The organism is Candidatus Cloacimonadota bacterium (genome assembly GCA_020532085.1).
Classification (GTDB): Bacteria; Cloacimonadota; Cloacimonadia; order Cloacimonadales; family Cloacimonadaceae; genus Syntrophosphaera.
This window is the reverse complement of record JAJBAV010000014.1, coordinates 26,503-49,536: the sequence shown is the minus strand read 5'-3', so window position 1 is coordinate 49,536 and position 23,034 is coordinate 26,503. Positions and strand designations below refer to the sequence as shown.

Here is a 23,034-nt window from a genome sequence, read left to right as displayed (position 1 = left end):
CTTTTTGGTCAAGGTTTATGTGAGGGCGGGGAAATTAGATTGACAGAATTCCCGGCCAGCCTGCTTTTGCCACATGGAAAACATCACTCGCAAACCTACCCGGCAGATACACTTGGGCTCTGTCCCGATCGGCGGCGGCGCCCCTGTTTCGATCCAGAGCATGCTCAGCGTGCCCACCCAAAATGTGGCTGCCGCGCTGGCCCAGATCAGCGCTTTGGAAAGCTCCGGCTGCCAGATCATCCGCTTCGCGGTCACTGGCGCTGAGGACATCCGCGCCATCCCAACCCTCGTCAGCGGCGCTAAAGTGCCCCTGATCGCGGACATTCATTTCGACCACAAGCTGGCCCTGCAAGCGCTGGAGGCCGGGATCGCCGGACTCCGGATCAATCCAGGCAACATAGGCTCCCGCGTCAAGGTGGAGGAAGTGGTGAAGGTGGCTTCAGAACGCGGTGTGCCCATCCGCATCGGCGTGAACAGCGGTTCCCTGCCCCGGGAGCTGGTGGCCAAACACGGTGTGAGCGCCGCAGCCATGGTGGAGGCGGCCCTGGAGCATGTGCGCATCCTCGAGGACCTGAACTTCGATGCCATCAAGATCTCCGTGAAAGCCTCCCAACTGCCTTTGATGCTGGCCAGTTACCGGGCTTTGAGTGAGGCGGTGGATTACCCCCTGCATCTGGGCATCACGGAATCCGGCACCCTGCTGGCCGGCAGCGTCAAATCCGCCATGGCCTTGGGGATCCTGCTCTCCGAAGGCATCGGCGACACCCTGCGGGTTTCCCTCACCGCCGATCCCATCCAGGAAGTGATCGTGGCCAGGCAGATCTTGCGCAACCTCGGCTTGCGGCAGGGGCTTAACATCATTTCCTGTCCCACCTGCGGACGCACCAGGGTAAATCTCTTCCGTCTGGCCACCGAGGTGGAAAACGCCTTGCAGGCCTACGGCGATCTGCCGCTCACCATCGCCGTGATGGGCTGCGCCGTGAATGGGCCCGGAGAAGCGCGGGAAGCGGATTTTGGCATCGCCGGCGGCGACGGCGAGGGCCTCCTCTTCGCCCGCGGCCAGATCGTTAAAAAAGTGCCGGAACGGCAGCTTGTGGCAGAACTTCTGCGTTTGGTGGAAGAGCGGGTGAAGGGTGTCTGAAAACCTCGGTTCCCTATTTTTTACCTTTCTCAAAATTGGCGCGTTCACCATCGGCGGCGCCTACGCGATGATCCCCCTCATCCGTCGGGAAGTGGTGGAAAAACGAGGCTGGATCACGGATGAGGACTTTCTGGACGGCCTGGCCGCGGCGCAATCCTGTCCGGGGCCGATCGCGATCAATCTCAGCGTTTACGTGGGCCTGCACGTGCGAGGACGCTGGGGCATGGCGGCAGCGGTGCTGGGAACGGTTTTGCCCTCCCTGGTCACCATCATGCTGATCGCCGAACTCTTTGCCCACTATGCGGACCAGGCCTTGGTGCGCAAGGCTTTCCGTGCCCTCAAACCGGCCTTGGTGGCCCTCATCGCCGTGCCGCTGGTCCAGATGACCCGCTCCGCCAAACTCAAGCTCAGCAATTTCTGGGTGCCGATCCTCGCGATGGTGCTGGTGGGATGGTTCGGCTTCAGCCCCATCTGGCTGATCCTGGCCGCGATCGCCTTTTCCGTGGTCCAGGGAGTCTGGGGCAGGCAGAGGCCCGAATGAGCCTGCTGAGTTTGTTCTGGGTCTTCTTCAAGATCGGCCTGTTCAGTTTCGGCGGCGGCTATGCCATTTTGGCCATGATCCAGCAGGAAGCCGTGGTCCGCCATGCCTGGCTCACCCAGGGTGAATTCACCGACGTGGTGGCGATCTCGCAAATGACCCCGGGCCCAATCGCCATCAACGCTGCCACCTTCATCGGCTATCGTCAGGCGGGCGTTTGGGGCTCCCTGCTCTGTACCTTCGGGGTGATCCTGCCCTCGCTCATCCTGATGTTGCTCATCACCCTCACCTATCTCAAGCTCCGCCGGCAGCCCTGGTTCAAAAACATCTTTCAAAAACTGCGCTGGGTTACCCTCGGCCTCATCGGCGCCGCCATGATCCTCATCGCCCGGAGCGCCATCACGGACTGGTTCACAGTGCTCGTTTTCGTTATCAGTCTGGCGATCTACTGGCGCTTGAGGCCCAACCCCATCTATCTGATGCTGGGCGCGGCTGCCTTCGGAATGGTCTTCGGCTGAGCAACTTACTGCCGTACAGTCTTTTAGACACCGTAAATCAGGGCTGTTTCCCGCTGGCTCCGCCCCAAGCCCCAGCCTGGTCACATCCCCTTCGCCTCCCGCTGAGTTCCCGCCTGAACAGCGGGAACTCAACGGGAGGCGGGCAAGAGGCGGATGGGAGGGGGCCAAGGGCGGGTCCAGCCCAATTTTTTCAGGCTCGGCGGCCGAGGCTGGCGGAGCCGCGCTGCGGAGCAAGCTTGACCTCTCAAAATAATTCCTACATTGGAACAAAAAGTGTATCAGAAACCAAAGGCGCAGATGGCTTCGAGCGTTATTCGCGCTATTTTATCAAAGTATAAAAAGACATACAGGACCAAAAAACATGGCCAACAAACTGATCTTGACCCTTCTCACAGCGCTGCTGGCGCTGGGAACGCTGTGCGCCGCGCCGCTGGTGAACACCCCGGTGCGGGTGGCCCAGCCGGACGGCAGCGAACTGGAAATCCTGGCCAGCGGGGACGAATGGCACAACTGGCTGCACGACGCGGACAACTATACGATCGTCCAGAATGACGCCGGCTACTATGTTTACGCCCGGCAGGACGGCGAACAAGTGGCGCCCACGGACTGGATCGTGGGCCGCGGATCCCCGCAGCACAAGGCTTTGCAGCCCGGAGTCAACCTTTCCCGCCGGCTGATCGAAGCCAAATATGAGCGTTACCCCGGCATGCGGGATTACAGCGACGCCAAATCCCCTCACACAGGCGACTTCAACAATCTGGTGGTCTTCATCAAATTCGCCGATGACCCCGATTTCGCCACTCCCATCGGCGTTTATGACGAGATCTTCAACAACCCGGCGGGAAATTCCATGAAACGCTATTTCTGGGAAGCATCCTACAACCAGTTGAATGTAAACTCCACCTTCTATCCGGCCCCGAACGGCTCCACCATCCTCTGCTACACAGACACCTATCCCCGCGCCTATTTCAAAGCGCACAGCGCGGCCAATCCCCAAGGTTACAACGGTGACAATGAACGCACCCAGCGCGAACATCAGTTGCTGCTGCGTGCCGTGAACGCCATCGCGCCCCAGGTGCCCACGGACCTGGTGATCGACGGCGACAACGATGGCTATGTGGACAACACCTGCTTCATCATCAAGGGCTCGCCGGAAGGCTGGGCCGAACTGCTCTGGCCCCATCGCTGGGTGCTCTACACCGTGAACGCCATGATCCACGGCAAGCAGGTCTGGGACTTCAATTTCCAGATCGAGACCTCCACCCTGGGTTCCGGCGCCGGCGTGCTTTCCCACGAAATGTTCCACAGCCTCGGCGCTCCAGACCTTTACCGCTATAACGACACCAGCATCGACCCCATCAGCGCCTGGGACATCATGTGCTCGGACCAGAACCCGCCCCAGCACATGAGCGTGTGGATGAAACACAAGTACGGGCAGTGGATCTCCACCGTTCCGGAGATCAGCGCTTCCGGCACCTACAGCCTTTCACCGGTGGCCTCCTCCGCCACGAACAACATCTGGCGCGTGCCCAGCTGGAAAAGCGGCGAATACTACCTGCTGGAATACCGCCGTCCCTCCGCGAATTACGATCACAACATCCCCGGCACCGGACTGCTGGTCTATCGTTTGGATGTTTCCGAGAGCGGCAATGCCGACGGACCGCCGGACGAGCTTTACATCTACCGCCCCCACGCCAATAACACCACCTCCAACGGTGCCATCAGCATGGCCGAGTTTTCCCAGCAGGAAGGGCGCGTCGAAATGAACGAAGCCACCGTCCCGAGCGGGTTCATGAGCAACAACGCGCCGGGCGGGCTCAACCTCTACGAGGTGGGTGAGGCCGGCCAGACCATCACTTTCAAGATCAAGATCTCCGATGTGCAGCTCACCTATCCCCGCGGTGGCGAAACCTGGTTCTCTGGCAGCAACAAGATTCTCACTTGGAAGGCCAAAACCCTCTCCGGAACAGTTACGCTGGATTACAGCACTGACGGCGGAGGCAGCTGGAACACCTTGAGTGTCGCGGCTCCCAACACCGGATCCTATGTCTGGAACAACATCCCGGTGCTCAATTCCAGCCAGGTGTTCCTGCGGGTGACCCAAAACTCCAACGGGCAGACAGACAGCAACACCCATCCCTTCGCGATCGCCAGTGAAATGGCCGTGCCGCAGGGGACCTGGCCCCCCAACGGCGCCACGGATATCCCCACCAATCCGCTGCTGGCCTGGACCGCCACCCCCGGCGTAACCGGATATCAGCTGCAGGTTTCAGCTGATCCCAATTTCAGCAGTTTCCTCGTCAACGTCATCGATCACCCGGACAACCATTATCAGTTGCAGGGCCTTACGCCCTTCCAAACTTACCACTGGCGGGTGTGCGGACTGGCCGACATCGGGGCGGGCCCCTTCTGCCTCAACCTCAGCTTCACCACGGGGAACATCACCGAACTGCCTGCCCCACCTGTGCTTACCTTCCCGGAACATCTGGCTGTCGAGCAGGCCTGGAACCTCGATTTTGCCTGGACCGCCATGCCCCTGGCCGACATCTACACGCTTCAGATCTCGCAAAGCGTCTGGTTCGTCGATCCGGAATTCGATCTGCCCAACCTCACCGCCACCAGCCACCACGTTTCCGGCCTGCAGCCCGGGCGGACCTACTATTGGCGGGTGAGCGCCGGCAATGTGGCCGGCAACAGCAACTTCAGCCAGATCAGCCAGTTTTCCACCCGGCAAGGCACTGCTGCGGAAGACAATACGGTTCCTGTGAGAGTGAATGCGCTCCAGCAGAATTACCCCAATCCCTTCAACCCCGTCACCACCATCAGCTTTAGCCTGAAGGACCCCGCCTTGCCAGCCTCTTTGCAGATCTTCGACATCCGCGGCAGACTGGTTCGCACCCTCTTCGCGGGAATGCCCGCAGGCCAGCAGCTGGACCTCGTTTGGGACGGCAAGGACAACCAGGGCCAGTCCTGCGGAAGCGGAATATACCATTACCGCCTGCGCTCCGGGGATTTTGTCCAAACCCGTAAGATGATATTGTTAAAGTAAGTTAGCCCGCTCCGCGGCGGACCCTCCAAATATAATTAGCAGTTCAAGCGATGGACTGCTAATTTTTTTCTTGCTTTTTTGGCCAAGACCTTTATATTGACCTTAGAGATTCATTTAAAGGAGGTTCAAAATGAAGATCGTACCTTACCGCAAAGGACAAGAACTAAGACCCATGGGCACCATGCTCAGCATTTTCGACGATTTCTTCAACCGCGCCTTCGAAGAGGAGAACGGAGATGACAATTTCCGCTCCATGGCGATGGACATCGTCGAGCATGACAAGGAATTCGAGATCCTGGCCAATCTGCCCGGCTTCAGGAAAGAAAACGTGAAGATCTCGGTGCACGACAACCAGCTGCTGATCGAGGCCAAGTGCGAACAGAACAAAGAGGAGACCAAAGGGACCGTGTACCGCTGCGAACGCTACAGCGGCAGCTACCGCCGCAATCTGCTCCTGCCCGAAAACTCCGATCTGGCGAAGATCTCGGCCAAGATGGAAGACGGGGTGCTGCAGCTGCTCATCCCCAAGAAAGAACCCTCCCCGCAGAAAGAAATAGTTATCGAATAAACAAGTGCCCAACCAACGTAAACGGCGCGTACCGCAAGGTGCGCGCCGTGTTTTTTGTGGTTTGGGTAAAGCTTATTTAAAGCTGCCGGTGAAGACCAGCTTGGAGGTGTCCCAGCCGTTGTCTTTCAGCCAGTTGACGATCTCGTCGTAGAGGACCCTGTCGACGGTCTTTTCGCGGGTGAGGATCCACAGGTATTCGCGGGTGGATTCGCTGACCACGGTGTAGCTGTAGTTGGCCTGGTCGAGTTTAACGATCCAATAATCCGCCTTGATCGGCCAGAAAAACTGGACCTTGAGTTTGGCGTTGGTCTCATCCACCGTCCAGGCTGTGGCTTTGCGCTGGGCCTTGATCTCCCTGCCGTCCTTGTCGGCGTAGCAGGTGTTCACCACGTTGATCTTGCCTTTCGGATTCAGGGAATATTCCGCGGTCACCAGTTCGCCGCAATCGGCCCTCTGAAAACGGAAGGGGAAGAAAGATTGCTGGTACCAGACGCCCAGATAGCGCTCCAAGTCAACGTTATCAACCGTCTGCACGGGATTTGGTGTGATTTGGGCCTGGCAGCTTACTCCCATACCCATGATGATAAGCAGGATGAAGATGGTCAGGATCTGATTCATGTTTGTTCCCTTTATTATCATGTTTACTATAAATGATAACCCTCAATCGGCTCAGGCCAAGACAACATTCTCACTGCAGCTGTCATCGTGGCAGACCTCATGCTTCTGCTGAATTGCCATATCACTCAAGGCAACAGCATTAATTTCTTCACTGTCTGATGCTTACCGAAGACAAGCCGGCAAAAATAGAGTCCGGGCGGTAAAGAAGTGGTATCCCACTCAAAGCTGTGCAGGCCGGGACCGTGGTTGGTGGCCAAGATTCCCTGCCCCCGGAGGTTGAAAATTTCCAGAGTACCCGAAGTTCCCGCGGGCAATTCGAAGCTAATCACCGTGCTTGCGCCAGCCTGGCAGGGATTGGGGTGAACAGATCGCAGCATATTATCATCCGTGATCTGATACGCTTCAGCAACCCCGGTGGTAGCTGATAGTCCCAACACCAAAACGTCCGTGCCACCCGAGCTGATTATCTGATCTGGGCCGAACACAGCGGTTTCGGAAAAGCTGCCGCAGATGTTCAACTGGCCAGCGCTAGTGCTTGCCATACCCTGGGCCGTATCATATGAATATCCACCTCCGCGTAAGCTCCAGAGCCAGTTTCCGCCGCTTTCCAGAGCCGCAACGAACAGGTCTGATAAGCCCTCGCTGGACAGGGTATTGGGGCCAAAGTCGCCCATGCCGTAAAAATACCCGGCCACAAAACAGTTGCCGGCCGGATCGCACTCAATGCCGTGACCTTCGTTGTAGCTGGTTCCCCCTGCGCGTCTTGACCACAGCCAGTTGCCTGCTGCGTCGAGTTTGCAGACGAAAATGTCCTGCTCGTCAAGGCAGGTGAGGGATGTGGGGCCAAAATCGATGATGTGGCTGAACATGCCTGTCGCGTAGCAGTTTCCCTGGGAATCGGCGGTGACATCCCTGCCGTAGGCGTAACAGGGCCAGATCCCACCCGCTCGTCTGGTCCAGAGCCAGTTTCCCGCACTGTCCAGCTTGGATATGAAGAGACAATCACACTGGTTGGCAGTGAAAATGTCGGGGCCAAAGTCGGCGACATCGTCGTAGAATACTCCGGTGACATAACAGTTACCCGAGCCGTCCAGCGCGACTCCGTTGCCGCTGTCGGGGTCAGATCCACCCGCTCGTTTTGCCCAGAGCCAGTTGCCATTAACATCCAGCTTGGCGATGAAAATGTCGCAGATCCAATCCTCGGGATTGATGCTCAGGCTAATTTGGCCAAAATCAGCTGTGTCACCAAAACTGCCGGTGACGTAGGCCTGACCGCTGTCATCAACCGCGATCCCCATCCCGTAATCCGAATCAGTTCCTCCTCCCTGGGTAGCCCAAAGCCAGTTTCCGGAGCCGTCCAGTTTGGCCACGAAAACATCCTGCATGCCCTCACTGACAAGGCTGTGATTGCCAAAGTTGACCTGGTTGCGGAAATTGCCCGTAACATAAATATTTCCAACACTATCGCAGTCTATCGAGCTGGCGTAGCAGGCCCCGCTTCCTGTGGCGCTCACAGCCCAGATCCAGTTTCCGGCGCTGTCCAGCCTGGCGACAAATGCCGCGGCTTGATCTGAGCTGAGGTTGAAGTTGCCAAAGCTGGCCTGAATTGTGAAATCCCCGGCAACATATAGATTGCCCGTGTTGTCTCTGGTGATGGCATACGCGTGATCCGAGTTGTCCCCTCCAGCAGGCTGGGCCCACAGCCACTGCGGGCTTTGGGCGCTGACAACCGCTGCCGCGCCCAGGGCAATTACAACCAATAATGATACTCTCAGAGTTCTCATCCTTCCTCCCTTGCATCATCACATGCGCATCCAAATTTTGCTGGGCATTGAAATTCCGTCAAGCTTTTTATCTGACTGCCAACCTTGAGGCTCATCAATCGGAAGGGACTATGCTCATATCTTGGCCCGGGAAAAGATATCGATGCCGCTCCCCGCCTTTTCCCTTGACGGATATGCCTGCCGAAAAAATCGTGAAAGCTTGGAAATAATATAGCTTTGGAGAGTTTAATGCTCAAACTCACTCTCGACGAGACCGCCAAACAGCGGGCCCGCGCGGCCGCCGCCAGCATTGCCGGAGCCTTTGGCTGGCTGTTTGAGGGATATTCCTCGCTGACGATCGAACGCACCGTGCTGCGCCTCATGGGCATCGACGGCGCCCTGAAAGACGGGAAGCCTCTTCCCAACGTGGTTGTGGACCATCTGCGCGTCGCTCAGGCCCTGGACAAAGGCGCCGCCATCCCTGTGGCCAACGCCATGCTGGCCAAAAGCTTAAGCGCCCAGTCAGTTGCGGAAGCAGTTGCTAAAGGCGATCTTGACCTTGCCAAACAGCCCCAAGCCCCTCCGGATGAGATCTTTAGGGTTTTGGAAGGCCTGGCTGACTCCATGCTCTGCCACATTGCCAAACAGCGCGCCACCCGGGAGAACATGTTTATCACCTACGGTCCCCGGCGCGTTCCGGCCATCTATGTGATCGTGGCTACGGGCAACATTTACGAAGACGCTCTGCAGGCCAAAGCTGCTGCCTCGGAAGGCGCGGACATCATTGCCGTGATCCGCTCCACCGCGCAATCGTTGCTGGACTATGTGCCTTTCGGCGCCACCACCGTCGGTTTCGGGGGCACTTATGCCACTCAGGAGAACTTCCGGATCATGCGCGCCGCCCTGGACGAGGTATCGGAAAAGGAGCAGCGCTATATCAGCCTTACCAATTACGCTTCCGGGCTTTGCATGCCGGAGATCGCGGCCATGGGCGCCATCGAGCGGCTGGACCTGATGCTCAACGACGCCATGTACGGCATCCTCTTCCGTGACATCAATCCCCAGCGCACCTTGCTGGACCAGTATTTCAGCCGCATGATCAATGCCTTTGCCGGCATCGAGATCCAGACCGGCGAGGACAACTATCTCACCACCTCCGACGCCGTGGAAAAGGCCTACACCGTGACTGCCTCGCAGCTTTTGAACGAGCAGTTCGCCCTGCTCAGCGGTGTGAAGCCCGAAAAGATGGGCCTCGGACACGCCCACGAGATCGATCCGGAACTGGAGAACAGCTTTTCTTTTGAGCTCGCCCACGCGCTGCTAACCCGCGAACTTTTTCCCCAAGCGCCCGTCAAGTACATGCCGCCCACCAAATTCGCCAGCGGCAACGTCTTCAAGACCCACCTCATGGACGCCATGTTCAACTTGATCGGCCAACTCACCGGCCAGGGCGTGCAATTGCTGGGCATGATGACCGAGGCGATCCACACTCCCCATCTGGCGGACAGGTCTTTGGCCATCGAAAACGCGCAGTACGTCTTCAAAGCCGTGAAAGACCTGGGTTCCAGCCTCAGCCTGGCTCCGGACAGCTTTGTCAACCAGCGCGCCAACCAAGTGTTGGGTGAGGCCGCGGAATTTCTGGAGGGCGTGGCCGCCGAGGGGCTTTTCCCCGCCATGGCCAGAGGCGAGTTTGCCGACATCAAGCGTCCCGAGACAGGCGGCAAGGGCCTCGACGGAGTTTTCCGCAAGCACGAAAACTATTTCAATCCCTTCCTGAACAAGATGACCAAGGAGCTGGGACTATGAGCAAAAAAACCATGATTCGCCCCTATGGCGACACCTCGGGCGACGGCAAGATACAGCTTTCCTTCAGCCTGCCTGTGCCCCCGGACGCCTTTGGCAAGGAAGCCGCGCGCCTGCTTCTGAAAAGCATCGGCTTTGAAGAGATCGAGATCTGCGGCGTCCGCGACCTGCGTGAAGGCTACACCCATTTCATCGCCTACGCCGTCACTTCCGCCTTTGTGGATCCCGCCAACATCAAGGTGAAAGTGGTGGAAACCCCGGTCATGGACATGGAGGCCACAGATGCCTACATCCGGGAAAACATCGGCCGCGAGGTCACCGTGGTTGGCGCTTGCATCGAAAGCGACGCCCACACCGTGGGGATCGACGCCATCATGAACATGAAAGGCTACAACCACCGCTACGGGCTGGAACGCTATCAGTGGTTCAACGCCATCAACCTAGGCGCCCAGGTGCCATCGGAAGAACTGCTGCGCCGCGCCCGCGCTGAAAACGCAGACGTGATCCTCGTTTCCCAGGTGGTCACCCAGAAGAACATCCACATCAAAAACCTCACCCGGCTCATCGAATTGGCTGAGGCGGAACAGCTTAGAGACAAGATGCTGTTCATTTGCGGAGGGCCGCGCATCTCGCACGAACTGGCCATCGAACTGGGATATGATGCGGGATTTGGCACTGGCACATACTCAACGGATGTTGCGTCTTTCATAGCTATTACGCTGGCTGGTAGGAAGATAGATAAACAGATTAACAGATGAACAGATTAACAGTGACGCTAGAGTATGGGGAAAATTTGCAGGAGTACAAATGGGATCATACCGTGATTTAGACCTTTATAATAAAAGCATGGATTTTGTTGTCCGGGTTTACAAGGCCACAGAATCCTTCCCCAAACACGAATTGTTTGGAATTTGTTCTCAGCTCAGAAGATGCGCAGTGTCCATTCCTTCGAACATCGCCGAGGGTTCAGGCAGGAATAATCGCAAGGAATTCATTCAATTTCTCTTTATCGCCAACGGATCATTGTCAGAGTTGGAAACGCAATTGGAGATCGCTTCGCGTTTAGGCTATATTGAAAACATCGGATCATATACGGAAGACGTTAAGTACATTAGAAAAATGCTGACCGGACTGATCAAGTATCACCAAAATAATGACCCCAAAGCAGTTAAGGATAACAAATGAGAATCTCCACCCTTACTTTCCCCGTTCATCTTTTCCTCTGTTCATCTTTTCATCTATTGATCCCACAACAAGGTAAATCATGACTCTCCTCTATACGATTCTCGCCTTTGGGGCAATGATTTTTATCCACGAACTGGGGCATTATAAAGTCGCGCGCTGGTTTCGAGTTGGGATCGAAAAATTTTCCATCGGCTTCGGCAAGCCGATCAAAGAGTGGAAGCGTGACGGAGTTATCTGGCGCATAGGCTGGATCCCGCTGGGCGGCTACGTGAAGATGAGAGGCGAGAATCCGGATGCTCCGGACAAGGATGCCGCGGACTCCTTTTTCCGCTTGGCCTGGTGGAAAAAGGCGCTGATTGGGTTCAGCGGGCCCTTTGCCAATCTGTTGCTGGGTTTGATGCTGTTCATCCTTTCCTTCATTCTGCCCGTTCACATCCAGGACCAGTATCCCGTGATCAGCCGCGCCGAAGGCGCCTGGACACAGGTTTTCGCCCCCGGCGACAGCATCCTGAGCGTTAACGGCAGGCCGGTGCAAGGATTCAGTGAATTCTTGGAAAGCCTGCTTGAAACGCAGCAGAGCACCGTGACTTTCAGAAGAACCTCAGAGACTAAGACAGCCCGGATCTCCGCGACCGATGTGGATTCGCTGCTGAACAGCGTTTATCCCATCGCCGACACCCGGGTGGGCGAAGTGGTGCCCAAAACGGCGGCCTACCATGCCAAACTGCAGCCCGGAGACCGCATCACGGCGGTGGATTCGGTAGCTGTGGCGGACTGGTACGCGATGCGGGAAGTGATTGTCAATGCCCCGCGGGACAATGTGTTGCTCACCATCGAGAGGGACGGAACCAGTTTCACCAAAAGCCTGAAACTGGAATCCAGCCTCAACACCGGCGGCAGCCGAGCCATCGGCATCATGCAATACCAGCCGGTGCGTTACGACCGCCGCTTCAACGTTTTCGAGGCTATCAAGCTGGGCGCCTACAACACTGCCAACTTCATTGCCATGAACTATCAGATGCTGGGCAAATTGCTGCGCAGCCCCGCCGAACTCAGAAAATCCGTCGGCGGCCCGGTGATGATCGCCACCATGAGCCAGCAAATAGGGCAGCGCGGCTTCGGCAGCCTGCTGATCTTCTTTGGCGGCATCAGTCTCATGCTGATGATCATGAATCTGCTGCCCATCCCCATCCTGGACGGCGGACTCATCCTCTTCTCCATCATCGAGGGCATCATCCGCCGGCCGATCCCGCTCAAGGTCCAGTCTGTTCTGCAGTCGATCGGATTTGTCATCCTGATGGGACTGATGATATTGGCCCTGTATTCGGATGTGACGAGCGAGATCATGCGCTTTATGAACAGATGAGAAAAAGGGAAAAAGAGAAAAAGTTGCGGTTGATTCAGGTGTTGTGGGTGAATAGCTGAGATGACCGGCATCGTGAGATCTGAGATTCTGGGAATAATCTTGAGTAAAGGTGGAAAACATGGGTTCTTACAGAAATCTTGAGGTATACATCAAGAGCATGGAGCTTGCACTTGCGGTGTACAAACTCAGTAGCAGTTTTCCAAAACATGAGTTGTATGGCATGACTTCGCAGATGAGGCGCTGTGCTGTATCCATACCCTCAAACATGGCCGAAGGCCACAGCCGTAACAGCACTCCCGAATTCATCCGCTTTCTGAACATCGCAAACGGCTCGCTATCCGAGCTTGAAACCCAGTTGGAACTTGCGTACCAGCTCGAGTATTACCAGGATTTTGACACATATGCTTCCCAGATCAGACATGTCCGCTCGATGCTGATCAATCTGATCAAGGCACTCAAGGCAAAAAATGGCAAAGCCTGATAGATCTTTGTTAGCTTTGAGTAATAGGTTTCGACCCCTGCGCAACCTTTTCTCTTTTTCTCCATTTCTCTTCATCCCTCTAGACAATGTTTAAATTCAAACTTGAAAAATCCTCCGGATCTGCAAGGGCCGCCACTATCACCACAAGCCACGGCAAGATAAAAACGCCGGTCTTCATGCCCGTGGGCACCCTTGGCACCGTGAAGGCGATGAGCCCCCACGAACTGGATGAGACCCACGCGCAGATCATCCTGGGCAACACCTACCACCTCTATCTGCGTCCGGGGCATGAACTTATCCGTGACGCCGGCGGCCTGCACAAATTCATTTCGTGGTCCAAGCCCATGCTCACCGACAGCGGTGGGTTCCAGGTGATGAGCCTGGCCGCGCTGCGCAAGATCTCCAAAGAGGGCGTCAAATTCCAGTCCCATATCGACGGCAGCCGCCACTTTTTCACTCCGGAGAGCGTGATCGGCATCCAGGAAGCCCTCGGCGCCGACATCATCATGAGCTTCGACGAATGCCCGCCCTATCCGGCCACCCGCGCCTACGTGGAACGTTCGCTCAAGACCACTCTCCAATGGGCCGAACGGGGCAAGGCTGCCTTCAAGAACACCAAGCAACAGGCCCTCTTCGGCATCGTGCAGGGCGGAATCTACGAAGACCTGCGCGAACGCTCGGCCCTGGCCCTGATGGACATGGATTTTCCCGGCTATTCGATCGGCGGACTGGCCGTGGGTGAGGAAAAAGAGGACATGTTCCGCGTCACGGGTTTTCTGAACGACATCCTGCCCTCCGACAAACCCCGCTACCTGATGGGCGTGGGAACTCCCAGCGACCTGCTTTTGAACATCGCCAACGGCGTGGACATGTTCGACTGCGTGATGCCCACCCGCAACGCCCGCAAAGGCAGCATCTTCACCCGCCACGGTAAAATGATCATCAAGGCCGCCCGCTACAAGGAAGATTTTTCCCCCATCGATCCTCAGTGCGGCTGCTATACCTGCCGCCACTTTTCCCGCGCCTACATCCGCCATCTGATCAGCATGAACGAGATCCTGGGCATGCGCCTCACCACAATCCACAGCCTCTGGTTTTACCAGGAACTGATGCAAATGGCCCGCGCGGCCATCCTCGCGGACCGCTATGCCGATTTCCTGGCCGAAATGCTGCCAGTGCTCGACCGGGTGATCTGAGTTTTCCACCCTTTCACCCTTTCACCTGTTCCTTACCGGATTAACCTGCTGTAAACTGGCATTCTAAGAACCTTTGCTTCAACCTCGACAAAATCCCTCCCTAACAGGGTATTTCACTATTCTGTGGATTGTGCGCCACAATATATTGCGAACATTGTTCAAATTTCTCTTGACAAGGAATTTCCATTTACTTTGAATTGCCCGCGAGATAGATTATATGTGATAATGGGAAGAGGTGTTTCGAATAGCACCTTCTCAGTATTCCGTCCCAGAAGAGTATCCCTGATATAAGTAGGATGCTTCATTGTGTTTTTTGAACTCCGATCCTAGGAGGTATCGCCATGAAAAAAGCACTGATTTGCCTGGCGTTCTTGATGTTTTTGGCAGTTTCCCCTCTTTTCGCCCAACCCCTTATTCCCCAGTTGATCTCTCCCATGCCCGGGCAGCCCGATCTGCCGCCCCAGGCCACGGAACTGGTCTGGATGCAGCCGGACCATACTCCCGATTACTGGTTCCAGGTTTACCTCAGCCTCGATCCAGGATTTCCCGAGCCGCCGGTCTATGAGGGGCCGGCCATGGAGTTTTTCACCGGTTTCGAATTCCATTTCCCCGCCCCCGAACTGCTTCCGCTGCAGACTTATAACTGGAAGATCCGGGTCACGGACATGATGTCCATGCTGTCCAGCGAATCGGACATGTGGTTTTTCCTCACCGCCCCTCTGCCTTTGGAGCCTCCACAGCTGATCTATCCCGCCGATCAGGCAACGGATATCCCGACCGGGGGGATCGACCTGGTCTTTCACATGAATGATTGGCAGTACCATGTGGACAGCTTTTTCGACATCTTCCTGGATATCGACCCCAATTTCCCCAATCCTGAGCAGTTCTCAGGCCTTCTTGATCCGGACCGGATGGATTTTCACTACTACGTTCCAGCTTTGCTCAACGCCCAGACCTATTACTGGTATGTGCGTTACCACCACCCTGTGGAAAACTACGTGCTTGACTCCCAGGTTTACAGCTTCCTTACCTGCACTTACATCGTTCCGAGTTCCACCATAAGCGTTACTTTGACCAACAACTCCAGCTACACCGGAACCTGGGCTTACGTCACCTGCACCGGGGCCTGCGCTCCCTGGACCAGGAAAATGACCTTCGGGACCACCTATAACTATCTGGTCAACAACGGTTTGAATCCAATCGTCACACCCACTCTGCCTGTCGCCAGCCCTTCCTATTTCTTCAGCCCTTACCCCATTCAGTTCAATAACATCCAGAGTAACCAGACCGCCAATTTCACCCTGAACACGCTGCTGCCCCCGCCAGTTGGGACCCCGGTGCCTATTGACCTTGCCTCCAATGCCTCCATCAACATCGGTTGCCTGAAATGGAATTTTGACCAATGGACCGGTTACGGTACGCCGGACGCCTTTGCCGTTTATTTTCCCGCTTATGAACAAACGCCCTATACCATCATACCCTACACGGGGAAACGCACCGAGTATCTGGTTCCCATCCCCACCCTGGCTTACGGCCAGGATTACACCTGGAAGGTGGTCCCCTACAACACATATGGCGAAGCGGAAAACGTGGAGATCTGGACCTTCAGCACCCAATCCCAACCCGGCCCGCCAGTCCTGATATCGCCCGCGGACGGAGAACAGGGTGTTTCCGCCGCCGGCGTGAACCTGCAGTTCGAACAGCCAGGCTGGGTGCCGGACAGCTTCTTCGATGTCTTTTGCGACCTCGATCCCGGCTTTTCCAATCCGCCTGCCTACTCGGGACCCCTCACCCCCGTCACCGGTAACAGCTTCGAATTCTACCTTGCGCCCCTGATCGGGGAGCAGGACTATTACTGGAAAGTACGCTACACCAGCGGACCGGAGGTCTGGGATTCGCCCACTTTCTATTTCGCGACAGGGCCTTCGGGAGTTGCCTTGTACAACCTCGCGGTGACCCTGGCCACCACCCTGCAATTTCCTTCAAACTACTGGCTGTCACCTCGGGTAAGCTGCGTTCCAGCCTGCATCCCCACCCATGTCAACATTCCTCTCAACAACTCGCATAACTTCAAAGTGCCGGCCGGCCTTTCGCCCCTGGTGACGCCCTATCCGCCAGGTCCCTTCTACTACTTCGTTCCAGGTTCCCAGCTCTTCCCGCCTCTGTCCGGCAACCAAAGCATCACCTTCACCATGTACAGCCTGCTGCCTGGCAACGCAGTAAATCCCATTCCCGGCATCGCGTCGCAAAACGTGGCCATCAATACCGGTTTTCTGCGGTGGTCCTACCTGCCCAATTCCTGCTACGCAGAGCCGGACGGCTTTAAGGTCTATTTCCCGGCCGACAATGTCGACTATGTATATGTGCCCTATGTGCGGGACCCGGATTACGAACTGCCCATCGGGTTGTTGGAATACGGCTATGATTACACCTGGAAGGTGGTTCCCTTCAACATTGAAGGCGAGGCGGAGTTCGTGGAGGAATGGTATTTCAGCACCGAGACCGAGCCCGATCCCTTCTGGCCCAGCGACCTTTACATCTATCCTTCCAACCACCAGCCCAGCGTGGAGGATGCCGGTTTGATCATGGTTTGGGGCACGCCCGATGAAGGAAGGGAGGATTGGCCGGTGGACAGCTTCTTCGACGTCTGGGTGGATATCGATCCGGATTTCAGCGGCTTGGAGCCCATCTACAGCGGCCCCGGCCTCATCAGCCCCCTCAACCCGCTTCGCCGTTACTGCCATGCCCCGCAACTGCAGCTGGGCACCCTTTATTACTGGCGGATCAGGCTAACGCTGACCGGCACGATGGAGGAGCACTATTCCCCCATCTGGGATTTCATAACCCAGGATACCCAGCTGGTGTACCCTCCTCCGATCCTGGTTTCGCCTCCGGATCTGGCGGAAGCAGTGCCGCCCCGCCACGTCCCGTTCGTCTGGGAAATGCCCATGTATCCGCCGGACAGCTTCTTCGACGTCTTCGTCTCCATCGATCCGGCTTTCCCGGAACCGCCCATCTACACCGGCCCCGGCATCCCCGTGTTCCCCTACGTGGCGCGCTGGGTCTATGAACACCCGCTGCTGCTGGACGAAGAGGCCTATTACTGGTATGTACGGGTCAACGACCTGATCGATCACTGGTACCGCTGCTCGGATGTCTGGGAATTCACCACCGGGGGATACCTTCCGCCCGAACCGCCCATCCTGGTTTCGCCTCTTAACGGAGCGGAGGATCTGCCCTTCCAGGGTGTGGACTTGGAATGGCAGACCGATCCCGACTGGTGGGTGGAGAGCTTCTTCGATGTTTTCTGCGACATCGATCCGAGTTTTCCAGCACCTCCGGTGTACAGCGGAACGGGGACCGAACTGCTGGTGGACGGCATCTTCGTGTTCAATCAGGCCAACCTGTTGGATGATGAAGCCTATCACTGGTACGTGCGGATCACCGACGTTCTTACTGAATTAACCAGCGTATCGCCGGTCTGGACCTTCACCACGGCCGGCGGATATCTGCCACCGCCGGATATTAGCATCGACGCAGAAGGTGTGTTGCACTGGCTGCCGGTTGACGGCGCAGACGGTTACCGCATCTACCGCTCTTTTGATCCCGGGATCGATTTCACGGCCATCCACGTCACAACCGAATTATTCTGGGGGGACCCGGAATACCTGACCCTGCCCAAAGCCTTTTATTATGTGACCGCCATCACCTTGCCTTAAGAAAGCAGTGGCGGTTTTTGCCAGAGATCCGCGGCGCTAAAGACATGCGTGGAATTGGTATCGCGGATCTTTGGCTTTGCTTTGGCTTGTTCTCCAAAGGCTGGCGCCGGAGCGGGGTGCCGTTGTAAGTCTGAACCGTAGACAGAGCTTATCTTGGCGTCTATCAGCGTGGGGGTGAAGTAGCATATCGGTTTGCGCCACCCCTGAACCATGGCCCCCAATATCAATACGGTATCAATACGGAATCATTACGGATGAAATCCGTATTGATTCCGTATTGATACCGTATTGATATTGGGGGCCAAACGGGTTTTTGGTTCAATCCACTCTGGGCATGGTGGTAACCGCTGGAGAATTGCCGGGGTTATCTGCCCTCTTTGCTCAGGGCGACCAGTTCCTCAGGGGAAAGGGCGCGGCTGTAGATGCGCACTTCGTCGATGCAACCCGTGAAGCGGGTGGAGGTGCCGGTTTTGCCCCACCAGTGGCGTCCCAGGGCGGCGTTGTTGCCGGCGACGCGCGGGGCATGGGCTTGGCTGCCAACCAGTTGGCCGTTTATATAGCCGGTGATGGAGCCGTCTTTCGAGGTAAGGGCGTAGTGCACCCAGTTATCCGTATATTCCTGCCGGTAGGGAATCTTGATGGTATTTTCGTTGGCCAGGAATTCAATGTTGCCGTAGAAATGCGCGATACCCAGGCAGCCTTCAAAGTGGTCGCCGAAAAAGATGTAGGCTTCGCCATCCAGGTTTTCCATGCCGTTTTCCTTAACCCACAGGGAGATGGTTAGCTGCTTGTATTCAGCGAGATCCAGATGGGGCAGCAAAATGTGGCCTCCCTCATCTCCGTTGGCAGCGTTTCCCTTAAAGCCCATCGCCCAGCCATCCTTGCCGTTAATGCCCGCGCAGGGCTTAGCGCCGGCATTGGTGGCGTTGAGGCCCGCGCCGCTGTAGTCGAAAGTGTCTCCGTTCAGGGCCCAGTGCGCCAGCAAACCCTCATATGTCCAGTCCTGCTGCGTTTCCTGGGCGGATTCCGCGAAGCTCATTCTCCTGATGCCGGAAGTGTTTATCCGGATGGTGGTGCCATCCGTTTGTTCGATCACAAGGTCTGTGGCCCAGGCTGCCAGGGTCAGGCAGGCCAGGGCCAGCATGGTTAGCGCTTTCTTCATGACGGTTCTCCAGATGTTGTTATGGGGTTTATTTGATGATTTGGCATATAAATCGCTTCAGCCAGATCATGTCAATGTTTTTTTTCGGACTGGGAGGCCGGATAAACCCGCAGTAAACCCTGGCTGTTTGGTCCTGTCCCCACTGGCTGGCATTTAAGGTTGGGCGCGGCCAGGACGAAGTGGGTCACAGCACCTCTTTCAGCGAAGCCGCGATGCGGCGGAAGTTCTTTCTATCGCCAGTGTGGCGGGGAATGATGTGCAGGTGGAAATGAAAAACGCTCTGTCCGGCGGCGGCGCCGCAATTCATCAGCAGTTTGAAGCCGTCGGGATGGTGATCGCGCTGCAGCAGTTCGCGCAGCTTGAGGCTGAGGTCAAGCAGGGAAGTGGCTTCCTGAGCGCTGAGCTCAAAGAAATCGCGCGCGTGGCGGCGCGAGATGATGAGGCAATGTCCTTCCGAGATGGGGTGGATGTCCCGGATGGCGAAAAAATGTTCGTTCTCCAGCAGTACCCGGTTCGGTCTGATGGCGCAAAAAGGGCAGTCCATAATGTTTAGATACCTCTTTAAATATCTGTTTCTCAGTTAGTTGGCGAACCGGGATAGCTTGGCAGGGCGGGGCATATCTGTCAAAGGGAAATTCCGGCTTGACAAGCGGAGGCGGGGTTTTTTGCTGGATTGGAAGGCAGGTTGCAAAGTCTGAAGGCGTTACAACCAAGCCAAAATCCAATTGGGAGGATTGATGAAATATCTCGATCTGGCCATGAACGCGGCGGAGCAGCTCGGCGCTGAATACGCCGACATCCGCGTTCAGAAGACCACCGATGAGGTGATCTATCTGCAGAACCTGAGCCTGAAAAACACATCCAACAGTGTGCTTTACGGCTACGGGGTCCGCTTTTTCAAGGACGGGGCCTGGGGCTTCGCCCATTCCAACGTTTTCAGCGACGAGGCGGTCCTCAAGACAGTGCGCCGCGCCGCCGAGATCGCCACCCTGTCCGCTTCCGTGAACAAGAACAAGAAGCTGCGCCTGGCCCCGGAACGCAGCTACATTGCCACCTACGAGACCCCGGTGAAGATCGACCCGCGCGACGTGCCGATGAAGGAAAAGGTGGAATTGATGCTGGAGGTCAACCGCAGCATGCTGGCCTTTGAAGGGGTGAAGCGGGCGATGTTTTACCTGATCATGCACCGGGACGAGAAATTCTTTGGCTCCACCCTGGGCACGCGGCTGGAAACCAACACCCAGTGGATCACGCCCATGATCACTGCCACCGCGGTGCATGAAGGCGACAGCCAGAGCCGCAGCTTCAAAGAAGGCGGCAAGGCCATCGGCTGGGAATGGATCGAAAGCCTGAACCTGACGGAAAAAGCAAAGCAGATCGCCGAGGAAGCCCTGATCAAGGTGAAAGCCGAACCGTTGGGTCCGGAAGCGCGGCGCACCCTGATCCTGGATCCCATTCACCTGGGACTCACGATGCACGAAAGCGTGGGCCATCCCACCGAACTGGACCGCGTTTTGGGCTGGGAAGCTGACTACGCCGGCATTTCCTTTGCCACCCCGGAAAAGCTGAAAAATTACCGCTACGGCAGCGAGATCATCAATTTTGTGGGCGACAACACCTTAAGCGAGGGCCTGGCCACGCTTGGTTTCGACGACGACGGCGTGCCCGGCCAGAAATGGCATATCATCAAAGACGGCATCCTGAACGAATACGGCAGCACCCGCGACACCGCGATGGAGATAGGTTTGGAGTATTCCCGGGGTTGCAACCGCGCCACCTATTATTCCGACCAGCCCATCAACCGCATCCCCAACCTCTATCTGCTGCCCGGCACCAAGGAACTAAGCCCGTCCGAACTCATCGCCGATACCGAGGACGGGGTTTACATCCAAGGCCAGGGAAGCTTTTCCATCGACCAACACCGCGTTAACTTCCAGTTCGGCGGCGATTTCTTCTGGGAGATCAAGAACGGCAAGCTGTTCCGGCCCGTCAAGAAGGTGATCTATAAATCCTGCAACCCGGAATTCTGGAACAGCTGCGACGCCATCTGCGATGAACGCCACTGGCGACCTTTCGGGGTGATCAACTGCGGCAAGGGCCAGCCCAGCCAGTCGGCGCGCATGACGCACGGCGCCGCCACAGCAAGATTTCGCAACATCCGCGTGGGAGGTTCCCAATGAACAAGCAGTTCGAACAAATCGAGAAATACATCCGCAGCCACTGCCAGGCGGACGATTACAGCCTGAGCATCAGTTCCCACGACAGCCACGAGACCCGCTTCGCCCAGAACGGCATCACCCAGCACATCGCGGGGCCCGGGCTGGAGATCGGCCTGGAGGTCGCTTTCGGCCAGCAGACAGGCTCCTGCAGCGTGAACCAGGACGATGAGGCCACCCTCGCGCATCTGATCAAAACCGCCGAAGACATCGCCCGGCTGAACCGCCCTGACCCGGAATACTTGCCCAGCGTTGGCGCGCAGACGCTGCCCGAGGTGAACAACTGCGATCCGGCCACCCGCGACCTCGAGCCCGCCAAGATGGTGGAGATCGTGGCCCAGGCCATCGACAAGGCCAAGGCTTACGGCGCCACGGTTTCCGGCATGACCGAAAAGCATCTCCACGAAAGCTGCCTCTTCACCAGAAACGGTTTCTCCGGCAGCGATGCGCACACGGAATTCGGGCATTCCATGACCCTCAAAAAGGACGCGGTGGAAACCAAGGTCTCCTATGACGCCAAGGATTTTGGCGCGTTCTCGCTGGAACAGGAGTTTGAACGCCTGCTCGCCCAGGCGGAAAGCCTGCGGACGATGAAAGATTTCGACGCCTGCAGGATCCCTGTTATCCTGCGTCCCGGCGCGATCGGCGAACTGCTGTTCTATATGGGCTGGATGATGAATCGGCGTCAGAGCGATGAAGGTTTCACGCCTTACACCGGCCAGCTGGGCCAGCCCTTCTTCGGAAAAAAATTCTCGCTGCGCTCAACCCTCAAGGAGCCCCGTCTCTATGCCCGGCCCTACGACCGCGAAGGCATAGCCAACACGGAGATCAGCTGGGTTGATGGCGGCGTGCTGCAAAACCTGCCCACAAACCGGCACTGGGCCAAAGAAAAGAACGCCCGGCCGCAAAGCCTCTTCAACTACTACATCCCCGGTGGCGACGCCAGTGAGCAAGAGATGATGAAGCTGGTGCCGCGGGGCTTGATCATCAACCGCTTCTGGTATATCCGCACCGTGGACGCCAAGGCCGGGGAATTCACCGGCATGACCCGCGACGGAGTGCTCTACTTTGAAGACGGACAGGTGAAAAACGCCGTGAACAACCTGCGCTTCAACGAGATTCCCCACGACGCCACCCGGCGGATCCTGGCCCTGGGCAAACAGGAACTGCCCTTCCTGGTCAGCTACATACCCACCATGTTGATCGATGATTTCAATTTCGTGGATAAAACCACTTTCTGAAAAATAATGATTGACAGAATACCGGCCCGGCAGTTTTTGCACACCATACAGGGATTAACATTCCATGAGCCTATTCCTTTTTGTTCTGGGAGAGCCTCAAACCCGAATGTCAGATGTCCCAAACACAAAGGAGAAAGCCATGCCAGATAAGACATTGGTTTGCAAAGACTGCTCGAAAGAATTCGTGTTCACCGAAGGCGAACAGGAATTTTACAAGGAAAAGGGTTTGACCAACGAACCCCAGCGCTGCCCGGATTGCCGCAAGGCCAAAAAGCAGCAGTATAACCGCAACAGATTTCAACGCGACTCTTATTGAGTTAGCCTGATCTAAGCTACAGCCGCCGTCCTTTTTGGGCGGCGGTTCTTTTTTTGCAGAATAGGTGAAAACAGAGAAAAGGTTGGTTCGTGGAGGGGTGGAAGGGTGGAACACTGTCTCTGGCTGTATCAACTGAAGACCTTTGCGCTCCGTC

Annotated in this window: 19 protein-coding genes; 15 read left to right on the top strand and 4 right to left on the bottom strand. The window is 56.6% G+C overall.

Annotated features, from left to right (window positions below; translation table 11 throughout):
* Nucleotides 1-73 precede the first annotated feature (73 nt).
* The 5 genes from ispG (at nt 74) to LHW45_05310 (ending at nt 5,814) form a co-directional block, all read left to right on the top strand.
* Nucleotides 74-1,141 carry a flavodoxin-dependent (E)-4-hydroxy-3-methylbut-2-enyl-diphosphate synthase gene (gene ispG, locus LHW45_05330; GenBank protein MCB5284994.1) on the top strand — a complete coding sequence of 356 codons (1,068 nt, stop codon included), beginning with the start codon at nt 74-76 and terminating at the stop codon, nt 1,139-1,141.
* Nucleotides 1,134-1,682 carry a chromate transporter gene (locus LHW45_05325; protein MCB5284993.1) on the top strand — a complete coding sequence of 183 codons (549 nt, stop codon included), beginning with the start codon at nt 1,134-1,136 and terminating at the stop codon, nt 1,680-1,682. Before ispG ends, LHW45_05325 begins: the two co-directional genes overlap by 8 nt.
* Entirely contained in the window at nt 1,679-2,197 is a 519-nt protein-coding gene (locus LHW45_05320; GenBank protein ID MCB5284992.1) for a chromate transporter, read from the top strand. Before LHW45_05325 ends, LHW45_05320 begins: the two co-directional genes overlap by 4 nt.
* A gap of 361 nt (nt 2,198-2,558) precedes the next feature.
* Nucleotides 2,559-5,246 (top strand): M6 family metalloprotease domain-containing protein, encoded by a 2,688-nt coding sequence (locus LHW45_05315; GenBank protein MCB5284991.1) that lies wholly within the window; start codon nt 2,559-2,561, stop codon nt 5,244-5,246.
* A 130-nt stretch (nt 5,247-5,376) separates the two neighbouring features.
* Nucleotides 5,377-5,814 carry an Hsp20/alpha crystallin family protein gene (locus LHW45_05310; GenBank protein ID MCB5284990.1) on the top strand — a complete coding sequence of 146 codons (438 nt, stop codon included), beginning with the start codon at nt 5,377-5,379 and terminating at the stop codon, nt 5,812-5,814.
* A 72-nt stretch (nt 5,815-5,886) separates the two neighbouring features.
* Here LHW45_05310 and LHW45_05305 read toward each other — a convergent pair whose 3' ends face one another.
* Together LHW45_05305 and LHW45_05300 are read right to left on the bottom strand one after the other, a co-directional pair.
* Nucleotides 5,887-6,432 (bottom strand): lipocalin family protein, encoded by a 546-nt coding sequence (locus LHW45_05305; GenBank protein MCB5284989.1) that lies wholly within the window; start codon nt 6,430-6,432, stop codon nt 5,887-5,889.
* A 125-nt stretch (nt 6,433-6,557) separates the two neighbouring features.
* Complete coding sequence (locus LHW45_05300; GenBank protein MCB5284988.1) at nt 6,558-8,216, bottom strand: SBBP repeat-containing protein; 1,659 nt, start codon at nt 8,214-8,216, stop codon at nt 6,558-6,560.
* A gap of 228 nt (nt 8,217-8,444) precedes the next feature.
* On the opposite strand from LHW45_05300, the gene LHW45_05295 reads away from it, so the two are divergent.
* From LHW45_05295 to LHW45_05265, 7 genes are all read left to right on the top strand, one after another.
* Entirely contained in the window at nt 8,445-10,001 is a 1,557-nt protein-coding gene (locus LHW45_05295; GenBank protein MCB5284987.1) for a lysine 5,6-aminomutase subunit alpha, read from the top strand.
* Entirely contained in the window at nt 9,998-10,756 is a 759-nt protein-coding gene (locus tag LHW45_05290) for a cobalamin-dependent protein (protein ID MCB5284986.1), read from the top strand. The genes LHW45_05295 and LHW45_05290 overlap by 4 nt, the downstream gene beginning before the upstream one ends.
* A 49-nt stretch (nt 10,757-10,805) precedes the next feature.
* Entirely contained in the window at nt 10,806-11,183 is a 378-nt protein-coding gene (locus tag LHW45_05285; GenBank protein MCB5284985.1) for a four helix bundle protein, read from the top strand.
* 79 nt (nt 11,184-11,262) lie between these two features.
* On the top strand, nt 11,263-12,549 hold the full coding sequence (rseP, locus tag LHW45_05280; protein MCB5284984.1) for an RIP metalloprotease RseP: 1,287 nt from the start codon (nt 11,263-11,265) through the stop codon (nt 12,547-12,549).
* Between the two features lie 118 nt (nt 12,550-12,667).
* Entirely contained in the window at nt 12,668-13,030 is a 363-nt protein-coding gene (locus LHW45_05275; GenBank protein MCB5284983.1) for a four helix bundle protein, read from the top strand.
* Between the two features lie 86 nt (nt 13,031-13,116).
* The gene (gene tgt / locus LHW45_05270; GenBank protein ID MCB5284982.1) at nt 13,117-14,226 is read left to right on the top strand and encodes a tRNA guanosine(34) transglycosylase Tgt; all 1,110 of its coding nucleotides are present in this window, start codon (nt 13,117-13,119) and stop codon (nt 14,224-14,226) included.
* A gap of 341 nt (nt 14,227-14,567) precedes the next feature.
* Complete coding sequence (locus tag LHW45_05265) at nt 14,568-17,945, top strand: hypothetical protein (GenBank protein MCB5284981.1); 3,378 nt, start codon at nt 14,568-14,570, stop codon at nt 17,943-17,945.
* A 364-nt stretch (nt 17,946-18,309) separates the two neighbouring features.
* Here the strand turns inward: LHW45_05265 and LHW45_05260 are convergent, their stop codons facing one another.
* Both LHW45_05260 and LHW45_05255 read right to left on the bottom strand, forming a co-directional pair.
* On the bottom strand, nt 18,310-19,107 hold the full coding sequence (locus LHW45_05260; GenBank protein MCB5284980.1) for a LamG domain-containing protein: 798 nt from the start codon (nt 19,105-19,107) through the stop codon (nt 18,310-18,312).
* Between the two features lie 184 nt (nt 19,108-19,291).
* Nucleotides 19,292-19,651, bottom strand: coding sequence for an HIT family protein (locus LHW45_05255; GenBank protein ID MCB5284979.1), 360 nt, complete (start codon nt 19,649-19,651; stop codon nt 19,292-19,294).
* A gap of 193 nt (nt 19,652-19,844) precedes the next feature.
* Here LHW45_05255 and LHW45_05250 point away from each other — a divergent pair, with 193 nt between their 5' ends.
* The 3 genes from LHW45_05250 to LHW45_05240 all read left to right on the top strand — a co-directional run bounded on the left by LHW45_05250 (nt 19,845) and on the right by LHW45_05240 (nt 22,880).
* Nucleotides 19,845-21,287 carry a TldD/PmbA family protein gene (locus LHW45_05250; protein MCB5284978.1) on the top strand — a complete coding sequence of 481 codons (1,443 nt, stop codon included), beginning with the start codon at nt 19,845-19,847 and terminating at the stop codon, nt 21,285-21,287.
* Complete coding sequence (locus LHW45_05245) at nt 21,284-22,564, top strand: hypothetical protein (GenBank protein MCB5284977.1); 1,281 nt, start codon at nt 21,284-21,286, stop codon at nt 22,562-22,564. The genes LHW45_05250 and LHW45_05245 overlap by 4 nt, the downstream gene beginning before the upstream one ends.
* 139 nt (nt 22,565-22,703) lie before the next feature.
* A complete protein-coding gene (locus tag LHW45_05240) occupies nt 22,704-22,880 on the top strand; it encodes a zinc-ribbon domain-containing protein (protein ID MCB5284976.1) in 177 nt (58 codons plus the stop codon).
* Nucleotides 22,881-23,034: the final 154 nt, after the last annotated feature.